Source organism: Phosphitispora fastidiosa, assembly GCF_019008365.1.
GTDB lineage: Bacteria > Bacillota > Thermincolia > Thermincolales > UBA2595 > Phosphitispora > Phosphitispora fastidiosa.
In genome coordinates this window covers 116,948-136,875 of sequence record NZ_JAHHUL010000001.1, presented here as the reverse complement: position 1 = coordinate 136,875, position 19,928 = coordinate 116,948, and the positions used below count along the sequence as shown (strand labels likewise).

24 protein-coding genes are annotated in these 19,928 nt (G+C 45.3%); 17 read left to right on the top strand and 7 right to left on the bottom strand.

Going from position 1 to position 19,928, the window contains the following annotated elements:
• Window positions 1–43: 43 nt before the first annotated feature.
• From Ga0451573_RS00675 to cobC, 6 genes are read left to right on the top strand one after another with little or no spacing between them, the layout of a single operon-like run.
• Window positions 44–1,477, top strand: a complete 1,434-nt coding sequence (locus tag Ga0451573_RS00675; RefSeq protein WP_231681940.1) for a cobyrinic acid a,c-diamide synthase CobB — start codon at window positions 44–46, stop codon at window positions 1,475–1,477.
• Window positions 1,467–2,060 carry a cob(I)yrinic acid a,c-diamide adenosyltransferase gene (locus Ga0451573_RS00670; RefSeq protein ID WP_231681939.1) on the top strand — a complete coding sequence of 198 codons (594 nt, stop codon included), beginning with the start codon at window positions 1,467–1,469 and terminating at the stop codon, window positions 2,058–2,060. The genes Ga0451573_RS00675 and Ga0451573_RS00670 overlap by 11 nt, the downstream gene beginning before the upstream one ends.
• Window positions 2,061–2,077: 17 nt before the next feature.
• Window positions 2,078–2,827: an adenosylcobinamide-GDP ribazoletransferase gene (gene cobS, locus Ga0451573_RS00665; protein WP_231681938.1), complete on the top strand. Its 750-nt coding sequence runs from the start codon at window positions 2,078–2,080 to the stop codon at window positions 2,825–2,827.
• Between the two features lie 22 nt (window positions 2,828–2,849).
• The gene (locus Ga0451573_RS00660; RefSeq protein ID WP_231681937.1) at window positions 2,850–3,797 is read left to right on the top strand and encodes a GHMP family kinase ATP-binding protein; all 948 of its coding nucleotides are present in this window, start codon (window positions 2,850–2,852) and stop codon (window positions 3,795–3,797) included.
• The gene (gene cobD / locus Ga0451573_RS00655) at window positions 3,734–4,825 is read left to right on the top strand and encodes a threonine-phosphate decarboxylase CobD (protein WP_231681936.1); all 1,092 of its coding nucleotides are present in this window, start codon (window positions 3,734–3,736) and stop codon (window positions 4,823–4,825) included. The genes Ga0451573_RS00660 and cobD overlap by 64 nt, the downstream gene beginning before the upstream one ends.
• A gap of 1 nt (window position 4,826) precedes the next feature.
• Window positions 4,827–5,462 carry an alpha-ribazole phosphatase gene (gene cobC, locus Ga0451573_RS00650; protein WP_231681935.1) on the top strand — a complete coding sequence of 212 codons (636 nt, stop codon included), beginning with the start codon at window positions 4,827–4,829 and terminating at the stop codon, window positions 5,460–5,462.
• Between the two features lie 39 nt (window positions 5,463–5,501).
• On the opposite strand, the gene Ga0451573_RS00645 is transcribed toward cobC, so the two are convergent.
• Window positions 5,502–5,945, bottom strand: coding sequence for a hypothetical protein (locus Ga0451573_RS00645; protein ID WP_231681934.1), 444 nt, complete (start codon window positions 5,943–5,945; stop codon window positions 5,502–5,504).
• 98 nt (window positions 5,946–6,043) lie between these two features.
• Here Ga0451573_RS00645 and Ga0451573_RS00640 point away from each other — a divergent pair, with 98 nt between their 5' ends.
• The 6 genes from Ga0451573_RS00640 (at window position 6,044) to dinB (ending at window position 10,373) form a co-directional block, all read left to right on the top strand.
• Window positions 6,044–6,733, top strand: coding sequence for an aspartate/glutamate racemase family protein (locus Ga0451573_RS00640; RefSeq protein ID WP_231681933.1), 690 nt, complete (start codon window positions 6,044–6,046; stop codon window positions 6,731–6,733).
• Window positions 6,730–7,239, top strand: coding sequence for a DUF2284 domain-containing protein (locus tag Ga0451573_RS00635; RefSeq protein WP_231681932.1), 510 nt, complete (start codon window positions 6,730–6,732; stop codon window positions 7,237–7,239). Before Ga0451573_RS00640 ends, Ga0451573_RS00635 begins: the two co-directional genes overlap by 4 nt.
• 24 nt (window positions 7,240–7,263) lie before the next feature.
• The gene (locus tag Ga0451573_RS00630; protein WP_231681931.1) at window positions 7,264–7,815 is read left to right on the top strand and encodes a DUF2284 domain-containing protein; all 552 of its coding nucleotides are present in this window, start codon (window positions 7,264–7,266) and stop codon (window positions 7,813–7,815) included.
• A 71-nt stretch (window positions 7,816–7,886) separates the two neighbouring features.
• Window positions 7,887–8,552: a hypothetical protein gene (locus tag Ga0451573_RS00625; RefSeq protein ID WP_231681930.1), complete on the top strand. Its 666-nt coding sequence runs from the start codon at window positions 7,887–7,889 to the stop codon at window positions 8,550–8,552.
• Between the two features lie 62 nt (window positions 8,553–8,614).
• On the top strand, window positions 8,615–9,184 hold the full coding sequence (locus tag Ga0451573_RS00620; RefSeq protein ID WP_231681929.1) for a putative signal transducing protein: 570 nt from the start codon (window positions 8,615–8,617) through the stop codon (window positions 9,182–9,184).
• A gap of 16 nt (window positions 9,185–9,200) precedes the next feature.
• Window positions 9,201–10,373 (top strand): DNA polymerase IV, encoded by a 1,173-nt coding sequence (dinB, locus tag Ga0451573_RS00615; protein WP_231681928.1) that lies wholly within the window; start codon window positions 9,201–9,203, stop codon window positions 10,371–10,373.
• A gap of 32 nt (window positions 10,374–10,405) precedes the next feature.
• Here the strand turns inward: dinB and Ga0451573_RS00610 are convergent, their stop codons facing one another.
• The 3 genes from Ga0451573_RS00610 to Ga0451573_RS00600 form a co-directional block, all read right to left on the bottom strand.
• Window positions 10,406–11,596 (bottom strand): L,D-transpeptidase family protein, encoded by a 1,191-nt coding sequence (locus tag Ga0451573_RS00610; protein ID WP_231681927.1) that lies wholly within the window; start codon window positions 11,594–11,596, stop codon window positions 10,406–10,408.
• Window positions 11,597–11,926: 330 nt separating this feature from the next.
• The gene (locus tag Ga0451573_RS00605; RefSeq protein WP_231681926.1) at window positions 11,927–12,343 is read right to left on the bottom strand and encodes a secondary thiamine-phosphate synthase enzyme YjbQ; all 417 of its coding nucleotides are present in this window, start codon (window positions 12,341–12,343) and stop codon (window positions 11,927–11,929) included.
• A gap of 177 nt (window positions 12,344–12,520) precedes the next feature.
• Window positions 12,521–13,039 carry a spore coat protein gene (locus Ga0451573_RS00600; RefSeq protein ID WP_231681925.1) on the bottom strand — a complete coding sequence of 173 codons (519 nt, stop codon included), beginning with the start codon at window positions 13,037–13,039 and terminating at the stop codon, window positions 12,521–12,523.
• A 170-nt stretch (window positions 13,040–13,209) separates the two neighbouring features.
• Here Ga0451573_RS00600 and Ga0451573_RS00595 point away from each other — a divergent pair, with 170 nt between their 5' ends.
• Both Ga0451573_RS00595 and Ga0451573_RS00590 read left to right on the top strand, forming a co-directional pair.
• Window positions 13,210–13,851 carry a hypothetical protein gene (locus Ga0451573_RS00595; RefSeq protein WP_231681924.1) on the top strand — a complete coding sequence of 214 codons (642 nt, stop codon included), beginning with the start codon at window positions 13,210–13,212 and terminating at the stop codon, window positions 13,849–13,851.
• Between the two features lie 10 nt (window positions 13,852–13,861).
• Window positions 13,862–14,014 (top strand): hypothetical protein, encoded by a 153-nt coding sequence (locus tag Ga0451573_RS00590; protein ID WP_231681923.1) that lies wholly within the window; start codon window positions 13,862–13,864, stop codon window positions 14,012–14,014.
• A 26-nt stretch (window positions 14,015–14,040) separates the two neighbouring features.
• On the opposite strand, the gene Ga0451573_RS00585 is transcribed toward Ga0451573_RS00590, so the two are convergent.
• A complete protein-coding gene (locus tag Ga0451573_RS00585) occupies window positions 14,041–15,771 on the bottom strand; it encodes a glycosyltransferase (protein ID WP_231681922.1) in 1,731 nt (576 codons plus the stop codon).
• Window positions 15,749–15,916, bottom strand: coding sequence for a hypothetical protein (locus Ga0451573_RS00580; RefSeq protein ID WP_231681921.1), 168 nt, complete (start codon window positions 15,914–15,916; stop codon window positions 15,749–15,751). The genes Ga0451573_RS00585 and Ga0451573_RS00580 overlap by 23 nt, the downstream gene beginning before the upstream one ends.
• Before the next feature lie 58 nt (window positions 15,917–15,974).
• Between Ga0451573_RS00580 and Ga0451573_RS00575 the strand changes: the two genes are divergently transcribed.
• Window positions 15,975–16,766, top strand: a complete 792-nt coding sequence (locus tag Ga0451573_RS00575; RefSeq protein ID WP_231681920.1) for a DUF6492 family protein — start codon at window positions 15,975–15,977, stop codon at window positions 16,764–16,766.
• 24 nt (window positions 16,767–16,790) lie between these two features.
• Here Ga0451573_RS00575 and Ga0451573_RS19970 read toward each other — a convergent pair whose 3' ends face one another.
• Entirely contained in the window at window positions 16,791–18,152 is a 1,362-nt protein-coding gene (locus Ga0451573_RS19970) for a YheC/YheD family endospore coat-associated protein (protein WP_231681919.1), read from the bottom strand.
• Between the two features lie 113 nt (window positions 18,153–18,265).
• Here Ga0451573_RS19970 and Ga0451573_RS19965 point away from each other — a divergent pair, with 113 nt between their 5' ends.
• A complete protein-coding gene (locus tag Ga0451573_RS19965; RefSeq protein ID WP_331459363.1) occupies window positions 18,266–18,979 on the top strand; it encodes a hypothetical protein in 714 nt (237 codons plus the stop codon).
• Between the two features lie 28 nt (window positions 18,980–19,007).
• Window positions 19,008–19,916 carry a phosphomannomutase/phosphoglucomutase gene (locus tag Ga0451573_RS00565; protein ID WP_331459361.1) on the top strand — a complete coding sequence of 303 codons (909 nt, stop codon included), beginning with the start codon at window positions 19,008–19,010 and terminating at the stop codon, window positions 19,914–19,916.
• The last annotated feature ends 12 nt before the right edge of the window (window positions 19,917–19,928 follow it).

The window sequence follows — 19,928 nt, the reverse complement described above, 5'->3', positions numbered from 1 at the left end:
ACTGACAGAGCCGGATTAAAATAACCTTAAGGATGGAAAATACATGAAAATACCGAGGTTTATGATAGCCGGGACCCACAGCGGAGTGGGAAAAACAACTATAACAACAGGTATTATGGCTGCATTGGCAGAAGCCGGGTTTAATGTCCAGCCCTATAAGGTAGGACCTGACTACATTGACCCGACATATCACACCATGGCCACGGGAAACAAGAGCCGGAACCTGGATGCCTGGATTCTTGACGAGGATACTGTGAAAAAAGTATTTTTGAAGTCTGCCCCCAAGGCAGACATTGCAGTGGTGGAAGGTGTCATGGGTGTTTTTGACGGATCTTCAGGGACTGTTGACTTGGGGAGTTCGGCACATATTGCCAAACTGATTGATTGTCCGGTTGTCCTGATTGTTGACGTCAGGTCAATGGCCCGAAGTGCAGCCGCCCTTGTAGCCGGATTTCAGAACTTTGATCCGGACCTGAAAATCGCCGGTGTTATCCTCAACCGGATTGGCAGTGAGCGGCATCTCAAACTGGTAACCGAGGCCATAGAGACGTACTGCAGTATTCCCGTAGTGGGACATGTGAAGAAAAATGCCGGGCTGGAGCTGCCCTCACGGCATCTGGGGTTGGTTCCCACTGTTGAGGGAGGAGATCTCCCTAAAATGGTAAAATCACTTGCAGGTCAGATAATCGAAGGTATTGATACCGAAAGGCTGGTAAACATTGCCCGGAATGCTGCTGAAATCCCCGATGAAACCGCAGCATACTACATCGGGGCTTTAAGTTCAGGAATAGACCATGGCCGGCAAAACGTCAGGATTGGGATTGCTTTGGATGAAGCCTTTTCCTTTTACTATCAGGACAGCCTGGAAGCGCTGGAGTCAAAAGGCGCCGAGCTGGTGCCCTTCAGCCCGCTTCATGACCAGGCGCTGCCCGGAGAAATAGACGGTATGTATATTGGCGGCGGTTTCCCGGAAATATTCATCCAGGAACTGTCACAGAACAGTCCCCTGATGAAGGAAATCAAGCTGGCCGGGACGCAGGGGATGCCGGTATTTGCAGAATGCGGGGGCCTGATGTACCTTTCCCGGGAGATTGTGGATTTTGACGGAAACGGATACCAGATGGCAGGTCTTGTTCCCGGTTCCTGCATCATGGAAAAGAAGCTTGTCGGCATGGGTTATGTAGAGGCTGAATCGTTATCAGACAACATTCTTGCCCCCAAGGGCAAAAAAGCCAGGGGCCATGAATTTCATTATTCAAGAATAGAGCCAAGCAAAAATTCATATTTTAAATATGCATACAGGTTGCAGCGAAACCGATACCGGGAACCCGTCCTTGACGGATATGTTGACGGAAATATCCTTGCTTCTTATGTGCACCATCATTTTGCATCCGACCCGGAGTTAGCAGAACGGTTTGTGCAAAACTGTAATAATTTTAAAAAGAACCGTTTAAGGAAGTGTTCAGATGAAAATTGAAAAAGAATTCGGACTGGTGCAGGTTTATACAGGAAACGGCAAAGGTAAAACAACTGCTTCATTGGGATTGGCCGCCAGAGCTGTGGGGCACGGGTTCCGGGTCCACATGATCCAGTTTACCAAGGGCCGCTGCTATGCAGGCGAGCTGGCCCTCGCCCATCGATTGGCGCCCCAGTTTTCCATCAGCCAGTTTGGCAGAGGCTGCCGCATCGGTGTTTTGATCAAACAGGGATATAAGAAGTGTACCGGGTGCGGGGACTGCTTTCTGAAGGACCGCGGACCTGATGAGGACGACTTTGAACATGCGCGCCTAGGTTATGAAGAAGCTCTGGAATACCTGTCTGAAGGCAGATGTGATATGTTGATATTGGATGAAATTGGAAATGCAATACGCTATAATCTGGTTACAGCCGACCAGGTAGTCAAGCTGATCAAGAATAAACCGGCTAATATTGAACTGATTCTCACAGGCAGGGCGATTCCAGAGCAAATTACGGAACTTGCAGATCTGGTAACTGAAATGACAGAGCTTAAACACCCCTACAAAAAAGGTGTCGGGAGCAGGCGCGGTATTGAATATTAAGAAAAAGGGAGACAAACATGTGGTCTAGTTTTGTATTTGCACTTCAGTTTTTAACCCGGATACATATTGCAGACCCCGAATGGGATTACCGGAAATGCGGGGAGGGTTCGTCGTTCTTTCCGGCAGCAGGCCTTATCATCGGGGTATTTTTGTATCTTACGGCATTTCTGGGTTTAAAGCTGTTTACCCCCCTGATAGTGGCAGCTCTTCTGATTCTCATCGGGGTGGTAGTCAGCGGCGGACTTCATCTCGACGGTTTTATGGACACCATTGACGGGTTATTCAGTGGGAGAAGCCTTGAACGTAAATTGGAAATAATGAAGGACAGCCGGGTCGGCTCGTTTGGGGTTGTTGGGCTGGCATGCCTTTTTCTGATAAAGCTGGGTTTCATGGTTGAGCTGCTGAACCTGGGGAAAACCGGGTGGCTGTTTGCGGTACCTGTGTTTGCCCGCTGGTGTATGGTTTATTCCATAAGATATTTTCCGTATCTCAGACAGGCGGGCTTGGGGAATCCATACTCAGACCACACCGGGAAAAAGGAGTTTTTAACCGCATCAGTAATTACCGCAGTAGTTCTGCTAGGTGCCATGAGAACAGAAGTTTTGGTGTTTTTAGCCCTGATACCGTTAAATCATTTTTTTGCCAGGTGGGTCAACAGGACCCTTGGCGGTCTTACCGGAGACATCTATGGAGCAACGGCGGAACTCATGGAAGCCGCCGGCTTAATGGCCGTCTATCTGGCTTATACCACTCGTGTTTTTTATTAAGCTTAAAGGCAGGTAATGCAATATGCTGGGAATTGCACGGGCGCCGGGAACTTGTGGTGAACTGGTCCAGGGGAAACTTGATGGGACCAATTTACTGGTAACTTGTCCGGTTGACCTCTATTCAGTTGTTACGGTACAGTTAAATAAAACAGGAAATATAGTAGTTACCGACAACCTGCCCAAAGTAAAACTGGCTGTGGAAAGAACCCTGCAGTTTTTCGGTAAAACAGGCTATGGCGCGGAAATAACCGTGTTTTCACAGATTCCTTGCGGCAAAGGGATGGCCAGCAGTACTGCAGACATTGCCGCTGCCTGTGCCGCTGCGGCAAAAGGGCTGGACACGGAGATTTCCGATTGGGATATAGCCGGGATTGCGCTGTCAATAGAGCCGACAGATGGGCTGATGTTCCCCGGGATAACAGTTTTCGACCATATTGGAGGCAGGGCCGCCAGGATCCTGGGTCCGGCCCCGGAAATGGAGATTCTTATTATAGATCTTGGCGGGACAGTAGACACAGTTGGTTTTAATGCCAAAATGGACCTGGATGTTCTGAATATAGCAAAAGAAAATAAAATAGCGTTAGCTATGGCAAAAATCGAAAAGGGACTGGCAGTGGGGAACTGTCAGCTAATTGGCCAGGCTGCAACTGAAAGCGCTTATGCAAACCAGCATATGCTGCCCAAACCGGACCTGGATAGGATTTGTGATATCTGTAGGATGACCGGCGGACTGGGTGTCAATGTAGCCCACAGCGGCACCGTGATAGGTGTGCTGTTTGAAGCCGGAACCGGGTTTGCAGTTCGGGCCAGGGAGGTGTTCAGTGCGGAAGGGTTCGATGTTTTTTGCAAGACACGTATCATAAACGGCGGGATTGACGTTTTAGAAGAGAGAGCAGGTGATAAGTTTTGGAAACCATTGAACATATACACGGAGGAAACCTACGGGAGGCTGCGGAAAGGTACGGGATAAATGAGGCCGGTATCGTTGATTTCAGTGCCAACATAAATCCATTCGGGATGTCTTCCAAAGCTGTTGAAGCAATTATTAACAATATAGATGTGGTTACAAATTATCCGGATCCTCAGGCTGTGGTTTTACGCAGAGCTGTGTCTGAATGGCTCGGCCTGCCTGATAATATGATTGTTGCCGGTAACGGCGCAGTCGAAATACTGTATCTTCTGGCTAAAGTAATCGGGCCCGAACTGGCTTTGATTCCTGCCCCGACCTTTAATGAATATGAGATTGCAGTCAGGAACAACAAGGGTAAGGTAAGAGACTGCTGTCTTGATGAAGGCAGTGACTTTTCCCTGGACACAGGGGATGTTATCCGCCTGTGGCAGGATACGGATGCAGTCTTTATCTGTAATCCCAATAACCCGACCGGGAGACTGATTCCCCGGGATAAGCTGGAGGAATTGATAAAAAAGGCCGCCGGGCTCAGAAAATGGGTGATTGTAGATGAGGCCTTTATGGACTTTGTTGCCGATAGGGAAAACTACTCAGTTATGGACCTGGTTACCAAATACAGTAACCTTTTTGTGCTCTATTCACTGACCAAGTTTTTTGCCATTCCCGGACTGCGCCTTGGGATGGGAATCGGCAGCCCGGATATTATCGCAAAGATAAACAGAGTCAGGGACCCGTGGAATGTGAATTGTTTTGCCCAGCTTGTGGGTGCTGCGGTATTAAAGGATGAACAGTACATCTCTAATACCGTCTCTTTCGTTAATGAGGAAAAAACATTCCTTTATGACCGGATTAATAATATAATTGGACTAAGACCAATTGCCCCGAGCGCCAACTATATGCTGATTAATGTGGCCGGAACGGGGTATTCGGCTGCTGAGGTATGCCAAATGCTGGGTGAACAGGGTATCCTGGTCAGGGACTGCTCATCTTATAAGAATATGAGGCCTGTCTATATCAGGACAGCAGTTAAAAAGAGGGAAGAGAACAAGCTTTTGATTGAATCCTTGCAAAGATTGGGGAGAAAATAATTTGTCTGACACGAGAACCAGGCTTTATATAGTGCGCCATGGTGAAACGGAGTGGAATAAAACCCTGAGATACCAGGGGCACCGGGATATCCCCCTCAGTGAGGAGGGGCGTGTACAGGCCGCCCAAATTGCCAAAAGGCTGTCAGGAGAAAAACTGCACGCCGCCTATGCCAGTGATTTATCAAGGGCATTGGAGACGGCTGAGGCTATATCAGAATATCATGGCCTAGATGTGGCAAGAGTTCCGGAACTCAAGGAAACAAACTTCGGTTTATGGGAAGGCCTCACCTATGGTGAAATTGACAGGCAGTTTCACAGTGTAATGAAAGAGTGGTATAAAAATCCCCGGGATACCCAAATTCCTGGAGGCGAATCCCTGGGAGAGGTAGCAGACCGCTGCCAGGCTGGGATAGACAGAATTTTGAGTGAAAATCCCGGGAAAAATGTGCTGGTAGTGGCTCATGGCGGGATAATCAGGATAATTGTGGCCACCGTTCTGGGTATGAGCCTTAATGATTACTGGAAAATTAAACAGGATAATGTATCCCTTAATATTGTAGAGTTCTTCGAACCCGAACGGGCTATATTATGTTTACTGAATGACACGGCACACCTGGGGATGACTAACCATGGATAAGTTTACCTTGCCGATAAAATACCGCCCTTATACCAGCCCTTATACCAGCCGGGTATCTAATACCTTTAAAGAATAAGAAACAACAAGTCCATATATCAAGGCACCAATGAAGAAGAAGACTACGGTCTCCGGATAAAATCCCATAATAATAGGTATTTTAAAAATGGTTGCACCGGCCTTGATCAAATACCAGACAGCTGCTCCATAAAGCATTCCTTTCCAGATATAGTAACGGCTTGTGGTGCTGCTGATAATGTAAGCAAATAATATTCCAACTATGATGTCCCAGACAAGGTGGCTCACCAGACCCAGCGAGTTTGATAATAATCCGCCATTATCTTCAATAGCAAGAACTATTTTACCATAGGTAATGTAACCGGGACCGGTATAGCCAAATAACCTGGCTGCTGCTGCATACAAATTCTGAACAACTGCCCCTGCAGCGCCGGCGATAGCGCCATTGATAAGTCTGTCTTTAATCATATTTATTAACTCCTTATTTCGTTGTGATGTATGTTACTAATTTGCCTAATCTGATTAGAGGTTATACGGATATTTGTTCAGGGGAAGGGGGATTATTGATGCAAAAGCTGGGGATTATTGGAGGTATGGGACCTGAGTCAACTATTGACTACTATCGCTTAGCAATCAAAAAATACCGGGAAATGACCGGTGGTGCAGATTACCCAGAGCTGTTAATTAACAGTATAAGTATGACTAAAATGCTGCAGATGGTGTCTGATAAGGAGTGGGACAGCTTAACAGGATATTTGTCCGGCGCCCTGAAAGAGCTGGCAAATGCCGGCGCTGAATATGCAGTCATCGCTTCCAACACCCCACATATTGTGTTTGATGAGGTGCAGGCATTATCAAGTATACCTGTATTAAGTATAGTTGCCGAAACCTGTCAAAAGGCTAAAGCCCTGGGCTTGAAAAGAGTTGGTCTGCTGGGCACCGGGTTTACGATGAAGGCAGATTACTATACCAGGGTATTTGAAAAGGAAGGTATTGCAGTTATTGTACCTGATGCCGGGGAACAGGAATATATTAACACCAAGATATTTGCGGAACTGCAGTCATTAGTAATTAAGGCTGAGACGAAAAAGGAACTTTTGGCAATTGTAAAGCGGATGATTGACGATTCCAAGATAGAGGGTGTTGTTCTGGGATGTACAGAACTGCCCCTGATACTGGACCGGGATGAATATGGAATCAGTTTTTTGAACACCTCATTAATTCATGTGGAAAGTGCCATTAGGTACGGATTATGAATCAGGACCAGATGTATGAAAGTTTTATCAGGCGGGCCTGTGAGTTAGGGGCGGCCGCGGCAAAGGTTATTGATCCCAAAAATATCATAACCGCCGCATGGGTACTGATGAAGTGCCAGTTCGGATGCAGCGGCTATAACAGCAGCTGCTGCTGTCCGCCCAGGACACCCACTCCCGGGAAAATGCGTGAAATTATAGATTGTTACACAACAGCAATTTTGATTCACGGTGATGATTACAGAATTCAGAACAACCTGGTGGCAAACCTGGAGAGGGAAATTTTCCTGGCCGGATATCACAAGGCTCTGGGATTGGGCGCCGGGCCCTGTAAGCTGTGTCAGAAGTGCAGTATGGAAAAATGTATTCACCCCGAAAACGCCCGGCCTTCCATGGAGGCTTGTGGAATTGATGTCTATGCAACGGCGGGATTAAACGGGTTTCCAATAGAAGTTGTCAAAGATCGGTCTTGTGAGCAAAACAGTTTCGGCTTAATTCTGGTAGAATAGTACTACTTATTAAGGGGTGCTGCAATGTCTATTGATGAATTGATAATGCTATTAAAACAAGAAATATCCGATTCCAGGGTTAATTTCCGACCATTTGAAATTTCGGATGTTAAAGTTGAAGAAAGTGTTCGCTTGAAATGTATGATTCCGCCATGTCCGGATTTTGGACGGCGTAAATTCTGCCCACCAAATTTACCTGACCTTGACTTTATCCGAAAGGCTATATCTCAGTATCAGGGCGGTTTGCTTGTCAGTTTAACGATTCCGTTTAACAGTGAGGCCGTGACCGGAGTTAAACAGTTTGAACCACATCTGGAGTTGTTGAAAATTATCGGGCAGTGTGAAAAAATTGCCTGTGAAAACGTAAATCACCTGGCCTTTGGGCTTACCGTAGGGGGCTGCAATCTTTGTCCGGACTGTCCTCCGGCAGACGAACCATGCCGGCGTCCCCTGGAAGCGCGCCCCGGCGCCGATGGCTTCGGGATAGATATTACCGCCTTGGCCAGACAATTAGGAGTAAATATTGAATGGCCGATAACAACAGAATTGAACTTTTTGGGCATGATATTTGTATAAGCTGCAGCGGTAAGGCAGGCAGCTCTGATTACCTGTTAACAGCTTAAATGATAAAAAGAGGGTGGGTTAATTTGAAAAGGTTGTTTTTATTGCTGACTGTTGTTCTGATAGTTATTTTTTCTGCCGGATGTACCGGTTCTGCGGACGACAAGGCCAAACAACCGGATACGGAAAAAAAGACCGAACAGCCTAATAATGAAAACAAAGAAACAAAGGAAACAAAGGAACCGGTATCAGTTGAGGTTAGGAGCCGTGAGGCGATTACGGCGCTGAAACAAGATGACATGGAAAAACTTGCAGATATGGTCCATCCGGATAAAGGGATACGTTTTACCCCCTATGCTTATGTAAATACAGAAAAGGATGATGGCAACCTGGTTTTCACTGCAGCACAGGTCAGAAATTTTCCGAATGACAACGAAAAGTATACCTGGGGATACTTTGATGGCACCGGTGAACCGATATTATTGACTCCTGTGGAGTATTTCAAGAAATTTGTATATACTGCGGACTTTGCCAATGCCGAAAAGATAAGCGTTAATCATACTCTCGGGACAGGGAATGCCCTGGAAAACCAGTTTGAAGTATATTCTGAGGCCGATATTGTAGAATATTATTTTTCCGGCTTTGACGAACAATATCAGGGAATGGACTGGCAGAGCCTGAGACTGGTATTTGAGGAAGTTAATGAGAAACTGTATCTGGTGGGAATCATTCATAACCAGTGGACCATATAGCTCACCTGATATTGATACCGGCAATATGATGAGATAGAGTCATTGATTGGGGAGGGATAGTAATGCCCTGGTGTCCGAAATGCAGGAGATTTCAGGAGGAAGATGACCTGTGTGCTTACTGCTGGGTCGAAACCGTGCCCGAATTAGACCCTGAGCCTGAAGCAGAAGCAGAAGCAGAAACACCTATATGGGGCAAGGCAGCAGAAGTGCTTTTGGTTACTGTATCAGATGAACATGAAGCTGATCTGATACAGGCGCTGCTGGAGTCTCATAATATACTGACACTTCGCAAATACCGAGAAGGTGGGCAGTACCTTAAAGTATTTATGGGGGTTTCCAGGCTGGGTATCGATATTTTTGTATTGCAGCACCAGCTTCGGGAAGCCATGTTTCTGATTAACAGTGAAATTGCTGAAGATGATGATACCTGCGAATATTGTGAAGACAATGATATCTGTGAAGATGATAATAACTGCGAAGATGATGATAACTGTGAAGATAATGGGAACAGTGAAGGCAGTGAAGAGCGCGGGCAGATGGCTAAAAAGCTGACTTGGGTAATACTAATTCCTTTGATATTCGGAGTCTTATTTTCCGTTTGGTACTTGTTTGTTGAAGCGGGAAGATACTAGCAAAGAGGTTGGTAATTTGTGCAATATAATGCTGATTGATATGAACTCGTTTTTTGCATCAGTTCACCAGGCCCTTGATCCAGCCCTGAGGGGTAAGCCGGTAGTGGTTTGTGGGGACCCGGGCAAGAGACACGGCATTGTGCTGGCTGCCTCTTATGAGGCGAAGAAGTTTGGGGTGAAGACCACCATGCCCAAATGGGAGGCTGAGCAGCTGGTGTCGGGGGGTATTTATCTAAAGCCTGACCATGGGAAATACCTGGAGTTTTCCAAACGGATTATGAATATCATCAGAGACTTTTCTCCTCTTGTGGAGCAGTTCTCGATAGATGAAGCATTTGTAGACATGGCTGGGTCCCATTGTGATATTGTGGAGACAGCCAAACTGATAAAGAAAAGGATCTGGGAGGAAGCAGGCGTTTTGTGCTCTGTAGGTATTGGTCCCAACAAAGTTGTGGCTAAAATGGCTGCTGAACTGGAAAAGCCTGACGGCCTTACCCTGATTGCCAAAAGTGAAGTGCCGGCAAGACTCTGGCCGTTACCGGTGAAAAAATTATTCGGGGTAGGGGGCAGTACTCAGAAGAAGCTGAATTCCCTTGGGATTTACACAATTGGTGACCTGGCCGGATTTCCTCCGGATATCCTTGAAAGGAAACTGGGGGCCCCAGGACGGGTGCTGCACATGTCGGCAAATGGAGAAAGCTGCAGTTCAGTTAACCCCAATTCCCATGATGACCTTAAATCAATAGGGAATCAATTTACATTGAGCCGGGACTACAAAGGGGCGGAAATAAAAAAAGCCATTATGGAAATAGCTGAAAAAGTTGGGCACAGGGTAAGGCAGGGCAGGTATATGTGCAAAACGGTGACCCTGATACTCCGGGAAACAGATTTTACTAACCATGCTTGGTCACATACACTAAGTGAACACACCGATATTTCAGAAGAAATATGCAGCACGGCTGTAAGGCTGTTTAAGAGTAATTGGCCTCAGGACAAAAAAGTCAGGTTAATCGGGGTAAGTGTTTCCAATCTGGTCAAGAAGCGTTTTGAACAGGTTGACCTGTTTAATGAAAAAGAAAAACTGCGTAAACTTGACAATGCCTGTGACCAAATAAAGAATCGGTTTGGGTATGACAGTATAGTAAGGGGCATATCTCTGGAAAAACATTGGGATGACCCCATGAAATGAACTTAAAAATGATCCAGTCCCACTTCATTTGGTTATAAGTGAATAAACACCATAGTACCTCTGGGGATATTTTGGTAAACCCATTTAGCGTCTTCTTCGCTTAAACGAATACAACCATGGCTTGCCGGCAGTCCGAGTTTATCATGTTCATCCTGCTTAATTTCCCATTTATTATCCCGCGGAACAGAGTGTATCAAGACCTGTCCGACCAATCTGACCCAGTATGTAGCCCCTTCTCCAAACCGTGGAGACCAAAAACTGTGGCCCCTGTCTTGGGTATAAAAGAGGCCCAATGGGGTGGGAGTTTCCGGACGTCCTCCCGATGCCGGCATCAGGCGAATGATTTCATCACCTTTATATACTATGACACTATGGGTTTCCCCCAGATTGACATCCAACCAGTAGGTATCCTCCATCTTTAACGTATTAAAAGAAAAACAGTAATCTTCCAGTAACTCATTGGTAGCAGCTGTTACATTCAGATTTACTCTGTACTCTCTTCCCGGCAAAAAGCAATTGACAGGTTTGAAGAGGATTTTTTTTTCGCTTATTTCTGTTGCTCCGGTGAGGATTTTTTTTGTTTTCAGGTCTGTAATCTTCATGGAACCATTAATTATATCCTGGTCGAGAGTAACTTCTATTTTTTTATATAGAGATATGCCGGTACTTTGATCAGCCGGATTAGTGCTTAACACGCTAATTGGAGGGGCTGTGGCAAAGGTTATTTTCTTTTCTGCATCAAGTTCAGCCCCGCTTTTGCTGTGCAGGCCCGGAGTAATTATGATTTCATAAGAGGTGTTGTTTTCAAGGGGATGGAACGGTATGTACTGCCAACGGCTGTGGTCAGAATAGATTTTACCCTGATAATTAATGTTTACCGGCTCCACTTTTCCCGGTGCGGGAAGCTTGATAAATTCTTTGATGTCCTCAGGAGTTACGGGAGTGTTAAATAAAATTGGGACTGGGCCTCTCGTAGAGATGTCATGCAGTTCCTGATCTGAAACCAAAGAAACCGGGACAGAAGACCGAAACCTGGTTTTGAAACTCTTCTTAATGAAGGGCAGTTTCGTTCCAGCCCGATTAATTTTAACTGTTAACAGCTGGCCATATGGAAGACCATCTTGTTTCAGTGTTAAAACTGCAGTTGAACGGTTTTTCCACCTAAGCTTATAGGATATCTTTGTGGTTGGTATTTCAGGAAGAATGCTTATTTTAGACTTCAAATCATCCTGCTGCATAGGTAATATAAAATTGATTATCAGGTCTGTTTCAGCAGGGCCTTTATGTGTAGAGATTTTATAGCTGGAGTACCGTGTTATCCATAAACTCATTAACATGAAACAAATTAGACATATTACTAAACCCAAACCAGTCTTACTAAACAGAAAAATCTGGGGCCCTCGCAATAGGATACCTCCCGCTTTATTTTGGTTTTTGACTGACTTATTTTTATTTAACTATATTTCGGGAATGTCAAAAACATGCGGGTTTTCCTTTATCCAGAGAAGTTAAGCCTTCAGGCATAAAAAAAGAAGACAATTTGGTCTACTTTGTTATTCACCGATTATCTTAACTAATACCCGTTTTTTGCGTTTGCCGTCAAACTCACCATAAAATATCTGTTCCCAGGGGCCCAAATCCAATCTGCCGCCTGTTACGGCCACAACCACTTCCCGTCCCATGACAGTGCGCTTTAGGTGGGCATCAGCGTTGTCCTCATACCCATTATGGTGATATTGTTCATAGGGTTTCTCAGGCGCCAGCTTTTCCAACCAGGTTTCAAAATCCTGATGCAGCCCGCTTTCATCATCATTGATAAAGACACTGGCAGTGATATGCATGGCATTACATAGCAGCAGACCTTCCTTGATGCCACTTTCAGAAAGTACCTGTTCCACCTGTGGGGTGATGTTGATTAGTTTCCGCCTTTCTCTGGTTTCAAACCATAATTCTTTTCGGTGGCTTTTCATGATTTATCCCTCCCAATATACAACATCTAAGATATTAAAATTATTTCATATATATTTTACCTCAATGATGCCGAAAGTCAAAATGACGGCATTGATCACAGCAAAATAAAAACCTCACCGCTGGCAAAAGCCGGTGAGGCGGGGGATAACTTTTAGCGCATTTTAAGCTATTGCATGTTATTGAGGATTATACATACCCATACTTTTCATATAATTAAAAATATCTTCTCCATGCTGCTGTTCCTCTTTCTGAATGTGGTTAAGAGTCTGGCGCACGTTAGAATCTGTCATTTCGAAAATGGCGGTATCATATGCCCCGGAGACGTATTTTTCGGTCATCAAGAGGTCATTACACAAAGCCGCATCATTTGAGTCTGTTAACCCCATTCCGGACAGTCCCTGGTTAAAAGCATTCTGAAGCATGCTTTGCTGTTGTGCCCCTTGCTGCTGCATCCCTTGCTGCTGCATCCCCTGCTGCTGGGTTTGGGACTGCAGGTTTGGCGTCTGTCCGGAAAGAATCTGATTAACTGTGTTTAAATGCTGCTGTTCATGCTGGGCATGAGTATTAAACATTTGCTTTAACCGGGGATCCTGTGCCTTGTTGGCAAAACTGGTGTACTTCTGAATACAAATTTCCTCGTGCTTTTTCTGGTCTTCCAAAAGAAGCCTTTCTTTTTGGGTTAAGTTTAGTGACATATATACTACACCTCCATGTTATAGAGTGCCTAGAATAATGATTTTTATGCAGGTTCTTCTAAGACGGGGTGTTCGGGCTGGGGGCGGTCACAACTAAGTCTGTGATTCTTGGAACTCTCAGATGAGGGTTTACATATCTTATATGGGAGATCATAGAAGGAGGGATGTTTATGACAGACTTCCATGTAGTTTGGAGAGGGCCGGTTCTTGATGCCACCGGATATGGAACAGCAAGCAGAGAGTATGTCTTTGCCTTAGATAAACTGGGTGTCGATGTTAAGCTGGAAACATGGTCCTGGGGCCATCGGGTAAAAGAATGGGACTCTGCTAAAAAAACCAAGATAAAGGCCCTGATGGAGAAGCCGGACGCTTTATTCAAAAGAAGAGTTTTAGTCTACCATTCCCCGCCATGTAAGGTCGACATAAAAAAAGAAAGCATGAAGTTTGACCGCATTATTCTGAACACAGTTTGGGAAACAACCAAACTGCCTGATAACTGGCTGCCGATAATCAGCAAGTTTAATGCGGTGTGTGTCCCATCCCGGCTGAATATAGATGCCATGCATAACAGTGGTGTAAAAATACCGGTATTCCTAGTCCCGCACGGAATAGATAGAAATGAGTTTAAACCGGAAAATCAGAAGCTGCCATTCAAACAAACAGATGGGAAATTTGTGTTCCTGTCTGTCTTCGAGTTCCAGCGCCGCAAAAATCTCGAAACCTTGTTGAGGGCCTATTGGGAGGAATTTACCCATAAAGACAATACAGCTCTGTTAATCAAAACCCATTGGGGCAGGCATAATAGCCGCTGATATTCATGATTTGAAAGAGAAAATGAGAAAAGCCTATGAAAACCCTGAGCTTTGCAAACAAAAAGGACGGCAGGGCAGGGAAGATATGCGCCTGTTCTCCTGGGACAGAGGCGGTTTGGCGCTGAAAGAAGCCATAGAAGCTGTAATCAGCAACAGAATATAACCACCACTAAAAGCCATACCTGACAATCAAGGTATGGCTTTTGTCTTAAAGCTTTTCAGGAGAAATAAGTTCTTGTTTAAGGTCATCCCATTGTGAATTAGCTGGTTTACGATGGGCTGCATGGGTTTAAGGTCCCCCAGAACCAGAATACCATTGATTATTCCTTGTTTAAAAAGGGAAAGCGCCTGGTCAATATGCCGGTTATCGGTTTGTTGGTCTTTGGTATACCGGAGAGACAGTTTTATTTGAATCCCGGTTTCCGCACAGACGGTCTTGGTGAAATAATCGGAGTCCTCTTTGGAAGCAAGAAGGGCAGTGGCAGGGGTAAGGCCGTTTTTTTCATACCTTCTTTTTATATGCCTGACCGATATTTTTATAATTGCGGCCCGGGTCTCTGAACGGTTCTTTTTCGAGGTTGAATTGCGATCATAACGGTACTGATAAAGTACCCTGGGAACCATATCGATAGCGCCCAAATCCATCAAACGCAGGAACAGGTCATGGTCCTCTCCAATTCTATACTGTGGGTCATAACCTCCCGCCTGTAAAAAAGCCTTTCGTGAAATAACAGCCGAACCGTAACATATCCAGTAGCAATAAAATCTCCTTCTTTTTATGCGATTTAGGGTAAGATGAGGGGATGTCATCGATTTTGAAATGATTGGGGAATTCTCAGTCACCGGTGTTTCCGTTTTAATTATCTGGAACATCGAAAGTGCAGAAATCAGATCCGGGTGAGCCCTTAGATACCTTAACTGCTCTTCGATTCTGCCGGGAAGGCTGATATCATCGTCATCCTGCAGCACAAGCCATTCGTATTTTGCCTTGGCAGCAGCGAAATTACGGGCATAGGAAACGCCATGGTTTTCGGCAAGGTGGAAAACCTTCACCCGGGGGTCTGTTATGCTATCGAGAATTTTTGCGGTGTCATCCCTGGAGCCGTCATTTACAATAATAAATTCAAAATGTGGATAGGTTTGGTTTAAAATACTGTCTATGGATTCTTTCAGATATTCCTGACCATTATAGACAGCCATGATCACAGAAACCTTGTCTTCCACCAGGCTGTTATCTATTTCTTCATTGATATCGCGGGCAATATTATTCCAAGAGTAGTTATCGTTAACATAGCTGCGTCCACATGCAGCTATCTCTTGCAAAAGATCCTTCTGATGGCAGAATTCATTGATGATCTCAGGGAAATTTTCTATTTCGGCTTTCAGATAGTGTTTTTTATCAATCAGCTCCAATCCCCGGACACCAAACCCGGTAGAAAATAAGGGGATTCCTGCAGAGAGGAACTCAAGTGTTTTGATATTGACACCGGCGCCCGAAATTACAGGATTAACCGCTATATCCACACCGGCAAACAAGTCAACTTTTTTCCTGTTATTCACTCTGCCTAACAGTTTGACATTAGGCATTTCCCGGTCTTGAAATGGGCCGCAGCACCCTCCGGCAACAATAAAATCTATCTGGGGACACTTGTCTGCCAGATGATTGATAATATAATCAACTGCCTGGATGTTCGGGGGATAGTTAGCCCCGATGAAAAATGCGGTAATTCTATCACCGGCTGCTTCTTTGCGGGTAAGCCACTCATTTGGATTGATACCATTGGGCGCCAGCTTTACTTTTCCAGGGTTAAGGTTATACAGGGCAATAAAGCTTTCTCTTTCTTTTTCCGAAGTTGCGAACACCAAAGCAGCATTTTGGGCTAATTTATTTTCGAGGTCATAAACCATTGGAAAATACAACTTTTTCTCTGCGGTAGGATTGAGACAAGAGCGTTATATCATAGTAGTTACTAAGCTTATCATAAAGGTGGAAATATCTTATCTGGCCTCCAATAATGGGAGGCCTGGCGGCAGGGAAAAGATTTAAGACCAGTATTCTTCTCATTAAAACAGTCTCCTAAATATTTCCCATTCATATGATATCGGGAAAGGAGATGTTGTGCATGAATAAGATAGATGTTCTGATACCCGTTATTGAAAAGGACTTAGATGTTCTGCCACATGCCATTGACGCAGTCAGGAAACAGGTAAGGCATCCCTTAGGTGAAATTTTTATTGTCGCCCCCCAAAGTGCAAAAATCAGAGACTTATGCAGCGCCAGGAAATGCAGTTTTGTTGATGAAAACTCCGTATTGCCACTTACAAAAAAAGACCTGAACTACACCCCGACCAGAAATAATGTCACCGTGGACCGCTCAGGCTGGTTATTTCAACAATTGCTCAAGCTAAGCGGGGACACTCTTGGCAGCAGTGAGGGATTTTTGGTGCTTGATGCAGATACAGTGTTGATTCACCCGCACGTTTTTGAATATAATGATAAATCAATCCTTTTTTGCAGAACACTTTATTACAGACCCTATTTTTCAACTTATAAAAAACTGTTGGGAGAAGAGGCGCCAGGCCCTGCGCAGTCGTTATTCTTTGTCAGTCACTACATGTATTTCAAGAAAAAGCGCCTTTATGAGCTGAAAAAATTCATTGCATCCAGGCATGCCACGAATTGGTATATGGCCATATTAAACTCCATGAATAAGAGACAATGGGATAGTTTTTCGGAATATGAGACCTATGGGAATTTCATGTTGAAAAACTATCCACAGGAAATCATTTTGAAGCCGCGGCGAAACTTGAGTCTCAAAAGAAGCAGTATACACAATATCGGCAAAATTGACCTGAATCAGCTTTTCAAAAAGCATGGGATTCGTTCGGTTTCTTTTCACAGCTGGAATAAGTAGTTAAAGACTAATTTGCTGGTGATGCTAATATTCGAAACCGGCCAGGTGTACTGCATACGAAACCGGCAGTTTGAACATCTGATAAACCCAGTTGGGGAAATCAACCATGTGACTCCTGGGAACCATTCCCGGGTTGCCATTACCTTCAAGGACGAAGAGCTTACCTGATTGATTGACTACCACATCAAGGCCCAGTTCTCCCAGCGGTCCGTATTTTTTATCGAGCAGGTCTGCCGTTCTGGCGCCCAAGGCGGCCAGGGAATCGATGAGATCAGCTTTGGTGGTTTTAAGCCTGTTTTCAATATCGTTAAACAGACTGTTTAAAGGAATGAATCTACTGGCGCCGGCGGCGTGATTGGTCAAAAAGGAATTGCCTTTGGCCGCATTGGTAAAAATCGCCGGAACCACCCAGCCCCCCTGGCCGTTTTTGCATACCATGACCCGGAAGCAAAAAGGTTTGCCCCGATAGCCCATGATAGGAACCGCCTCCTGAATTATATATCGTCTCCGTGGATGACCAAATGCCTCCAATAATTTTAATACCTGGCGGGGCTTGGTCATTTCTTTTTCCAGAACCCTTCCCTTGACCATATACCGGCATATGATCCTGTCATCCTCCAGCGCAGCGGTGACAATTCCCGCACCCTGCATACCGGCCGCCGGCTTAATGAAAATTCTGCCGTGTTTTTCCAGTAAATCTGTAATGTCTGAAGCATCAGTGCAGAACCTGGTTTCGGGCAGGTGATTTCTTAAAACATTATCTTTACATAATGCAGTGTAGAAATCCAGCTTATTAATCAGGGTCTTTTTGTTAAATATTTTGCCTTTACCCATGTGTTTTTCAAGCTGGGTATGGATGCGGTAGGGGTTAGGGTAACACCTGTCGATAACGGCATCCGGATAGGGCAGGTCAGCCGGAGTCCAAGTCTTTACAGATGGATTGTAATAGTAACCTTGCACAGTATTTGTTTGGGGATTGACTCCCTGACTGCCGAAAACAAAAAGGAACCCGCTTTCCAGCATCACATGATAATTCAAATAGAAGTCAAAGTATTTATTGGCATAAGTGTTGGGGAAGGTGAGAATTCCAATAACAGGTCCCAGCCTCAGCTTTTTCTTCTTAATTCTTCTGATGGATAACTTAATATTTTCAGGTATGTGGAGTTCCTGCATAACTTTACGCGAGAGCTGCATTTCGCCTCCGGTTGGCGGTTGTGCTGCATTTAATTGAATGACATTAACTGAACATGCCAGGCTGCCAAATTTTAATTGCACCGGTTTTCCGACATCTATTTTCAGTTTGCTTATTAATGCAGGATAAAGCTTTATAACCGGTTCGCCGGTATCTAATTTAAGGATTTTGTAACTCATATTATTGGTGGACACTCAGTTTATCTCTCCTGTCTGTTTAGTTATTCCTTTCATAATATGTGAATTGAAGGCAGGTTGGTGAATTAATCCCGATAGATTACTCTTTAATGGAGAAGCTTCCGTCTTTTATGATCGTTTCCGGCAGTTTTGGCTGGGATGACCTGGGAACATGGCGCTCACTGGAGACGATTTACCCGGAGGACCCGCAGGGCAATATAAATGTTGGCAGCGCTGAATTCCTTGATGCTGCTAATTGTGTGGCCTATGCTGAGGATATGCCGGTTGCGGCCATCGGGGTAAAAGACCTGGTGATTGCTGTGAGCAAGGAGGGCGCTTTAATTTGTCATAAAGACCGGGTGCGGGAGGTCAGGCAAATAGTTGACAGGCTGAAGAACAGGGTGAACCCGGATATTTTCCGGGAATATGATATTCGCGGCCTGGCCAAAACTGAGCTTACGCCGCCGGTGATCTTCAGGGTAGGTCAGGCCTTTGGCCGGCTTATGGGAACAAAAGGCCTTCAGAGAGCGCTCATAGGGGGAGATATACGCCTATCAACACCGGTAATTCGTGAGAATCTAATTAAGGGGTTAACCTCTGTGGGGATTAATGTTGTGGATATGGGAACAGTTACTACTCCTTTATTTTATTTTGGCCTGCAGCAGCTTGATGCAGATGGCGGCATCATGATTACCGGAAGTCACAATCCCAAAGATTATAACGGCCTGAAGCTGGCTCTTGGCAAAACCACTATATATGGCAGTGAGATCCAGAAAATCCGCAGCCTGGTGGAGGAAGGCCCCAGCGCTGCAGCCGCCAGCCGCCCAAAAGGGAGAAGTCACTAAGATTAACATTTCAAATGATTATCTCAATATGCTGACCGATAAGATTAAACTGGGCCCCCGTAGATTAAAGGTAGTGGCAGATGCCGGGAATGGAGGGGCAGCCCTTTATATAGAACAGTTTTTGCAGAGCCTGGGTGATGAGGTCATCCCATTGTTTTGTGAAGCCGATGGGAGCTTCCCCAACCATCACCCTGACCCGGTCAGGAGAGAGAACCTGACACAGTTGACAGAGATAGTGCAAAAACACAATGCCGATGTGGGAATTGCGTATGACGGGGATGCAGACCGCCTCGGAGTTGTAGATGACCAGGGCCGGATAATCTGGGGTGACCGGCTGATGGTGCTCTTTTGGCGGGAAATACTGGCCAAACACCCGGCAGAGACGGCCCTGGTAGAAGTTAAGTGTTCTCAGGCCCTGGTAGATGAGATTACCAGGCTTGGCGGCAAACCTGTTTTTTGTAAAACGGGTCATTCCCTGATTAAGGCCAAAATGAATGAACTCAAATTGCTGTTTGCCGGGGAAATGTCAGGACACATGTTTTTTGCCGATGAGTTATATGGTTTTGATGATGCTTTTTACGCAACAGGCCGGTTGTTGAGAATCGTCTCCAATACTGAGCGGAAATTATCGGAACTGGTAAGTGATATTCCCATTTACCACAGTACGGATGAAACCAGAATCGACTGCCCCGATAACCGGAAGTTTAAGGTGATAGAGGAAATACGTAAAGGGGCCCTAAAGGAGTATCCGGCTATCACCATTGATGGGGTAAGAATTATTTATCCGGAAGGCTGGGGCCTGGTAAGGGCATCCAACACCCAGCCGGTTTTGGTGGCCAGATGTGAGTCCACCAGCAGTGAGGGGCTGGAGTTCATTGCCAGGGACCTCAAGGAGCGCATTCTGAGAGCCGGGGTTATGGATTTTACCTGGGAATAAGTTATGCCTAAA

What these genes read in the sequence shown, in the direction of transcription:
- Ga0451573_RS00675 (WP_231681940.1), top strand. Translation starts at nt 44, where the DNA reads ATGAAAATACCGAGGTTTATGATAGCCGGGACCCACAGCGGAGTGGGA.
- Ga0451573_RS00670 (WP_231681939.1), top strand. Translation starts at nt 1,467, where the DNA reads ATGAAAATTGAAAAAGAATTCGGACTGGTGCAGGTTTATACAGGAAAC.
- cobS (WP_231681938.1), top strand. Translation starts at nt 2,078, where the DNA reads ATGTGGTCTAGTTTTGTATTTGCACTTCAGTTTTTAACCCGGATACAT.
- Ga0451573_RS00660 (WP_231681937.1), top strand. Translation starts at nt 2,850, where the DNA reads ATGCTGGGAATTGCACGGGCGCCGGGAACTTGTGGTGAACTGGTCCAG.
- Ga0451573_RS00645 (WP_231681934.1), bottom strand. Translation starts at nt 5,945, where the DNA reads ATGATTAAAGACAGACTTATCAATGGCGCTATCGCCGGCGCTGCAGGG.
- Ga0451573_RS00640 (WP_231681933.1), top strand. Translation starts at nt 6,044, where the DNA reads ATGCAAAAGCTGGGGATTATTGGAGGTATGGGACCTGAGTCAACTATT.
- Ga0451573_RS00635 (WP_231681932.1), top strand. Translation starts at nt 6,730, where the DNA reads ATGAATCAGGACCAGATGTATGAAAGTTTTATCAGGCGGGCCTGTGAG.
- Ga0451573_RS00630 (WP_231681931.1), top strand. Translation starts at nt 7,264, where the DNA reads ATGTCTATTGATGAATTGATAATGCTATTAAAACAAGAAATATCCGAT.
- Ga0451573_RS00620 (WP_231681929.1), top strand. Translation starts at nt 8,615, where the DNA reads ATGCCCTGGTGTCCGAAATGCAGGAGATTTCAGGAGGAAGATGACCTG.
- Ga0451573_RS00605 (WP_231681926.1), bottom strand. Translation starts at nt 12,343, where the DNA reads ATGAAAAGCCACCGAAAAGAATTATGGTTTGAAACCAGAGAAAGGCGG.
- Ga0451573_RS00600 (WP_231681925.1), bottom strand. Translation starts at nt 13,039, where the DNA reads ATGTCACTAAACTTAACCCAAAAAGAAAGGCTTCTTTTGGAAGACCAG.
- Ga0451573_RS00595 (WP_231681924.1), top strand. Translation starts at nt 13,210, where the DNA reads ATGACAGACTTCCATGTAGTTTGGAGAGGGCCGGTTCTTGATGCCACC.
- Ga0451573_RS00580 (WP_231681921.1), bottom strand. Translation starts at nt 15,916, where the DNA reads ATGAGAAGAATACTGGTCTTAAATCTTTTCCCTGCCGCCAGGCCTCCC.
- Ga0451573_RS00575 (WP_231681920.1), top strand. Translation starts at nt 15,975, where the DNA reads ATGAATAAGATAGATGTTCTGATACCCGTTATTGAAAAGGACTTAGAT.
- Ga0451573_RS19965 (WP_331459363.1), top strand. Translation starts at nt 18,266, where the DNA reads ATGATCGTTTCCGGCAGTTTTGGCTGGGATGACCTGGGAACATGGCGC.
- Ga0451573_RS00565 (WP_331459361.1), top strand. Translation starts at nt 19,008, where the DNA reads ATGCTGACCGATAAGATTAAACTGGGCCCCCGTAGATTAAAGGTAGTG.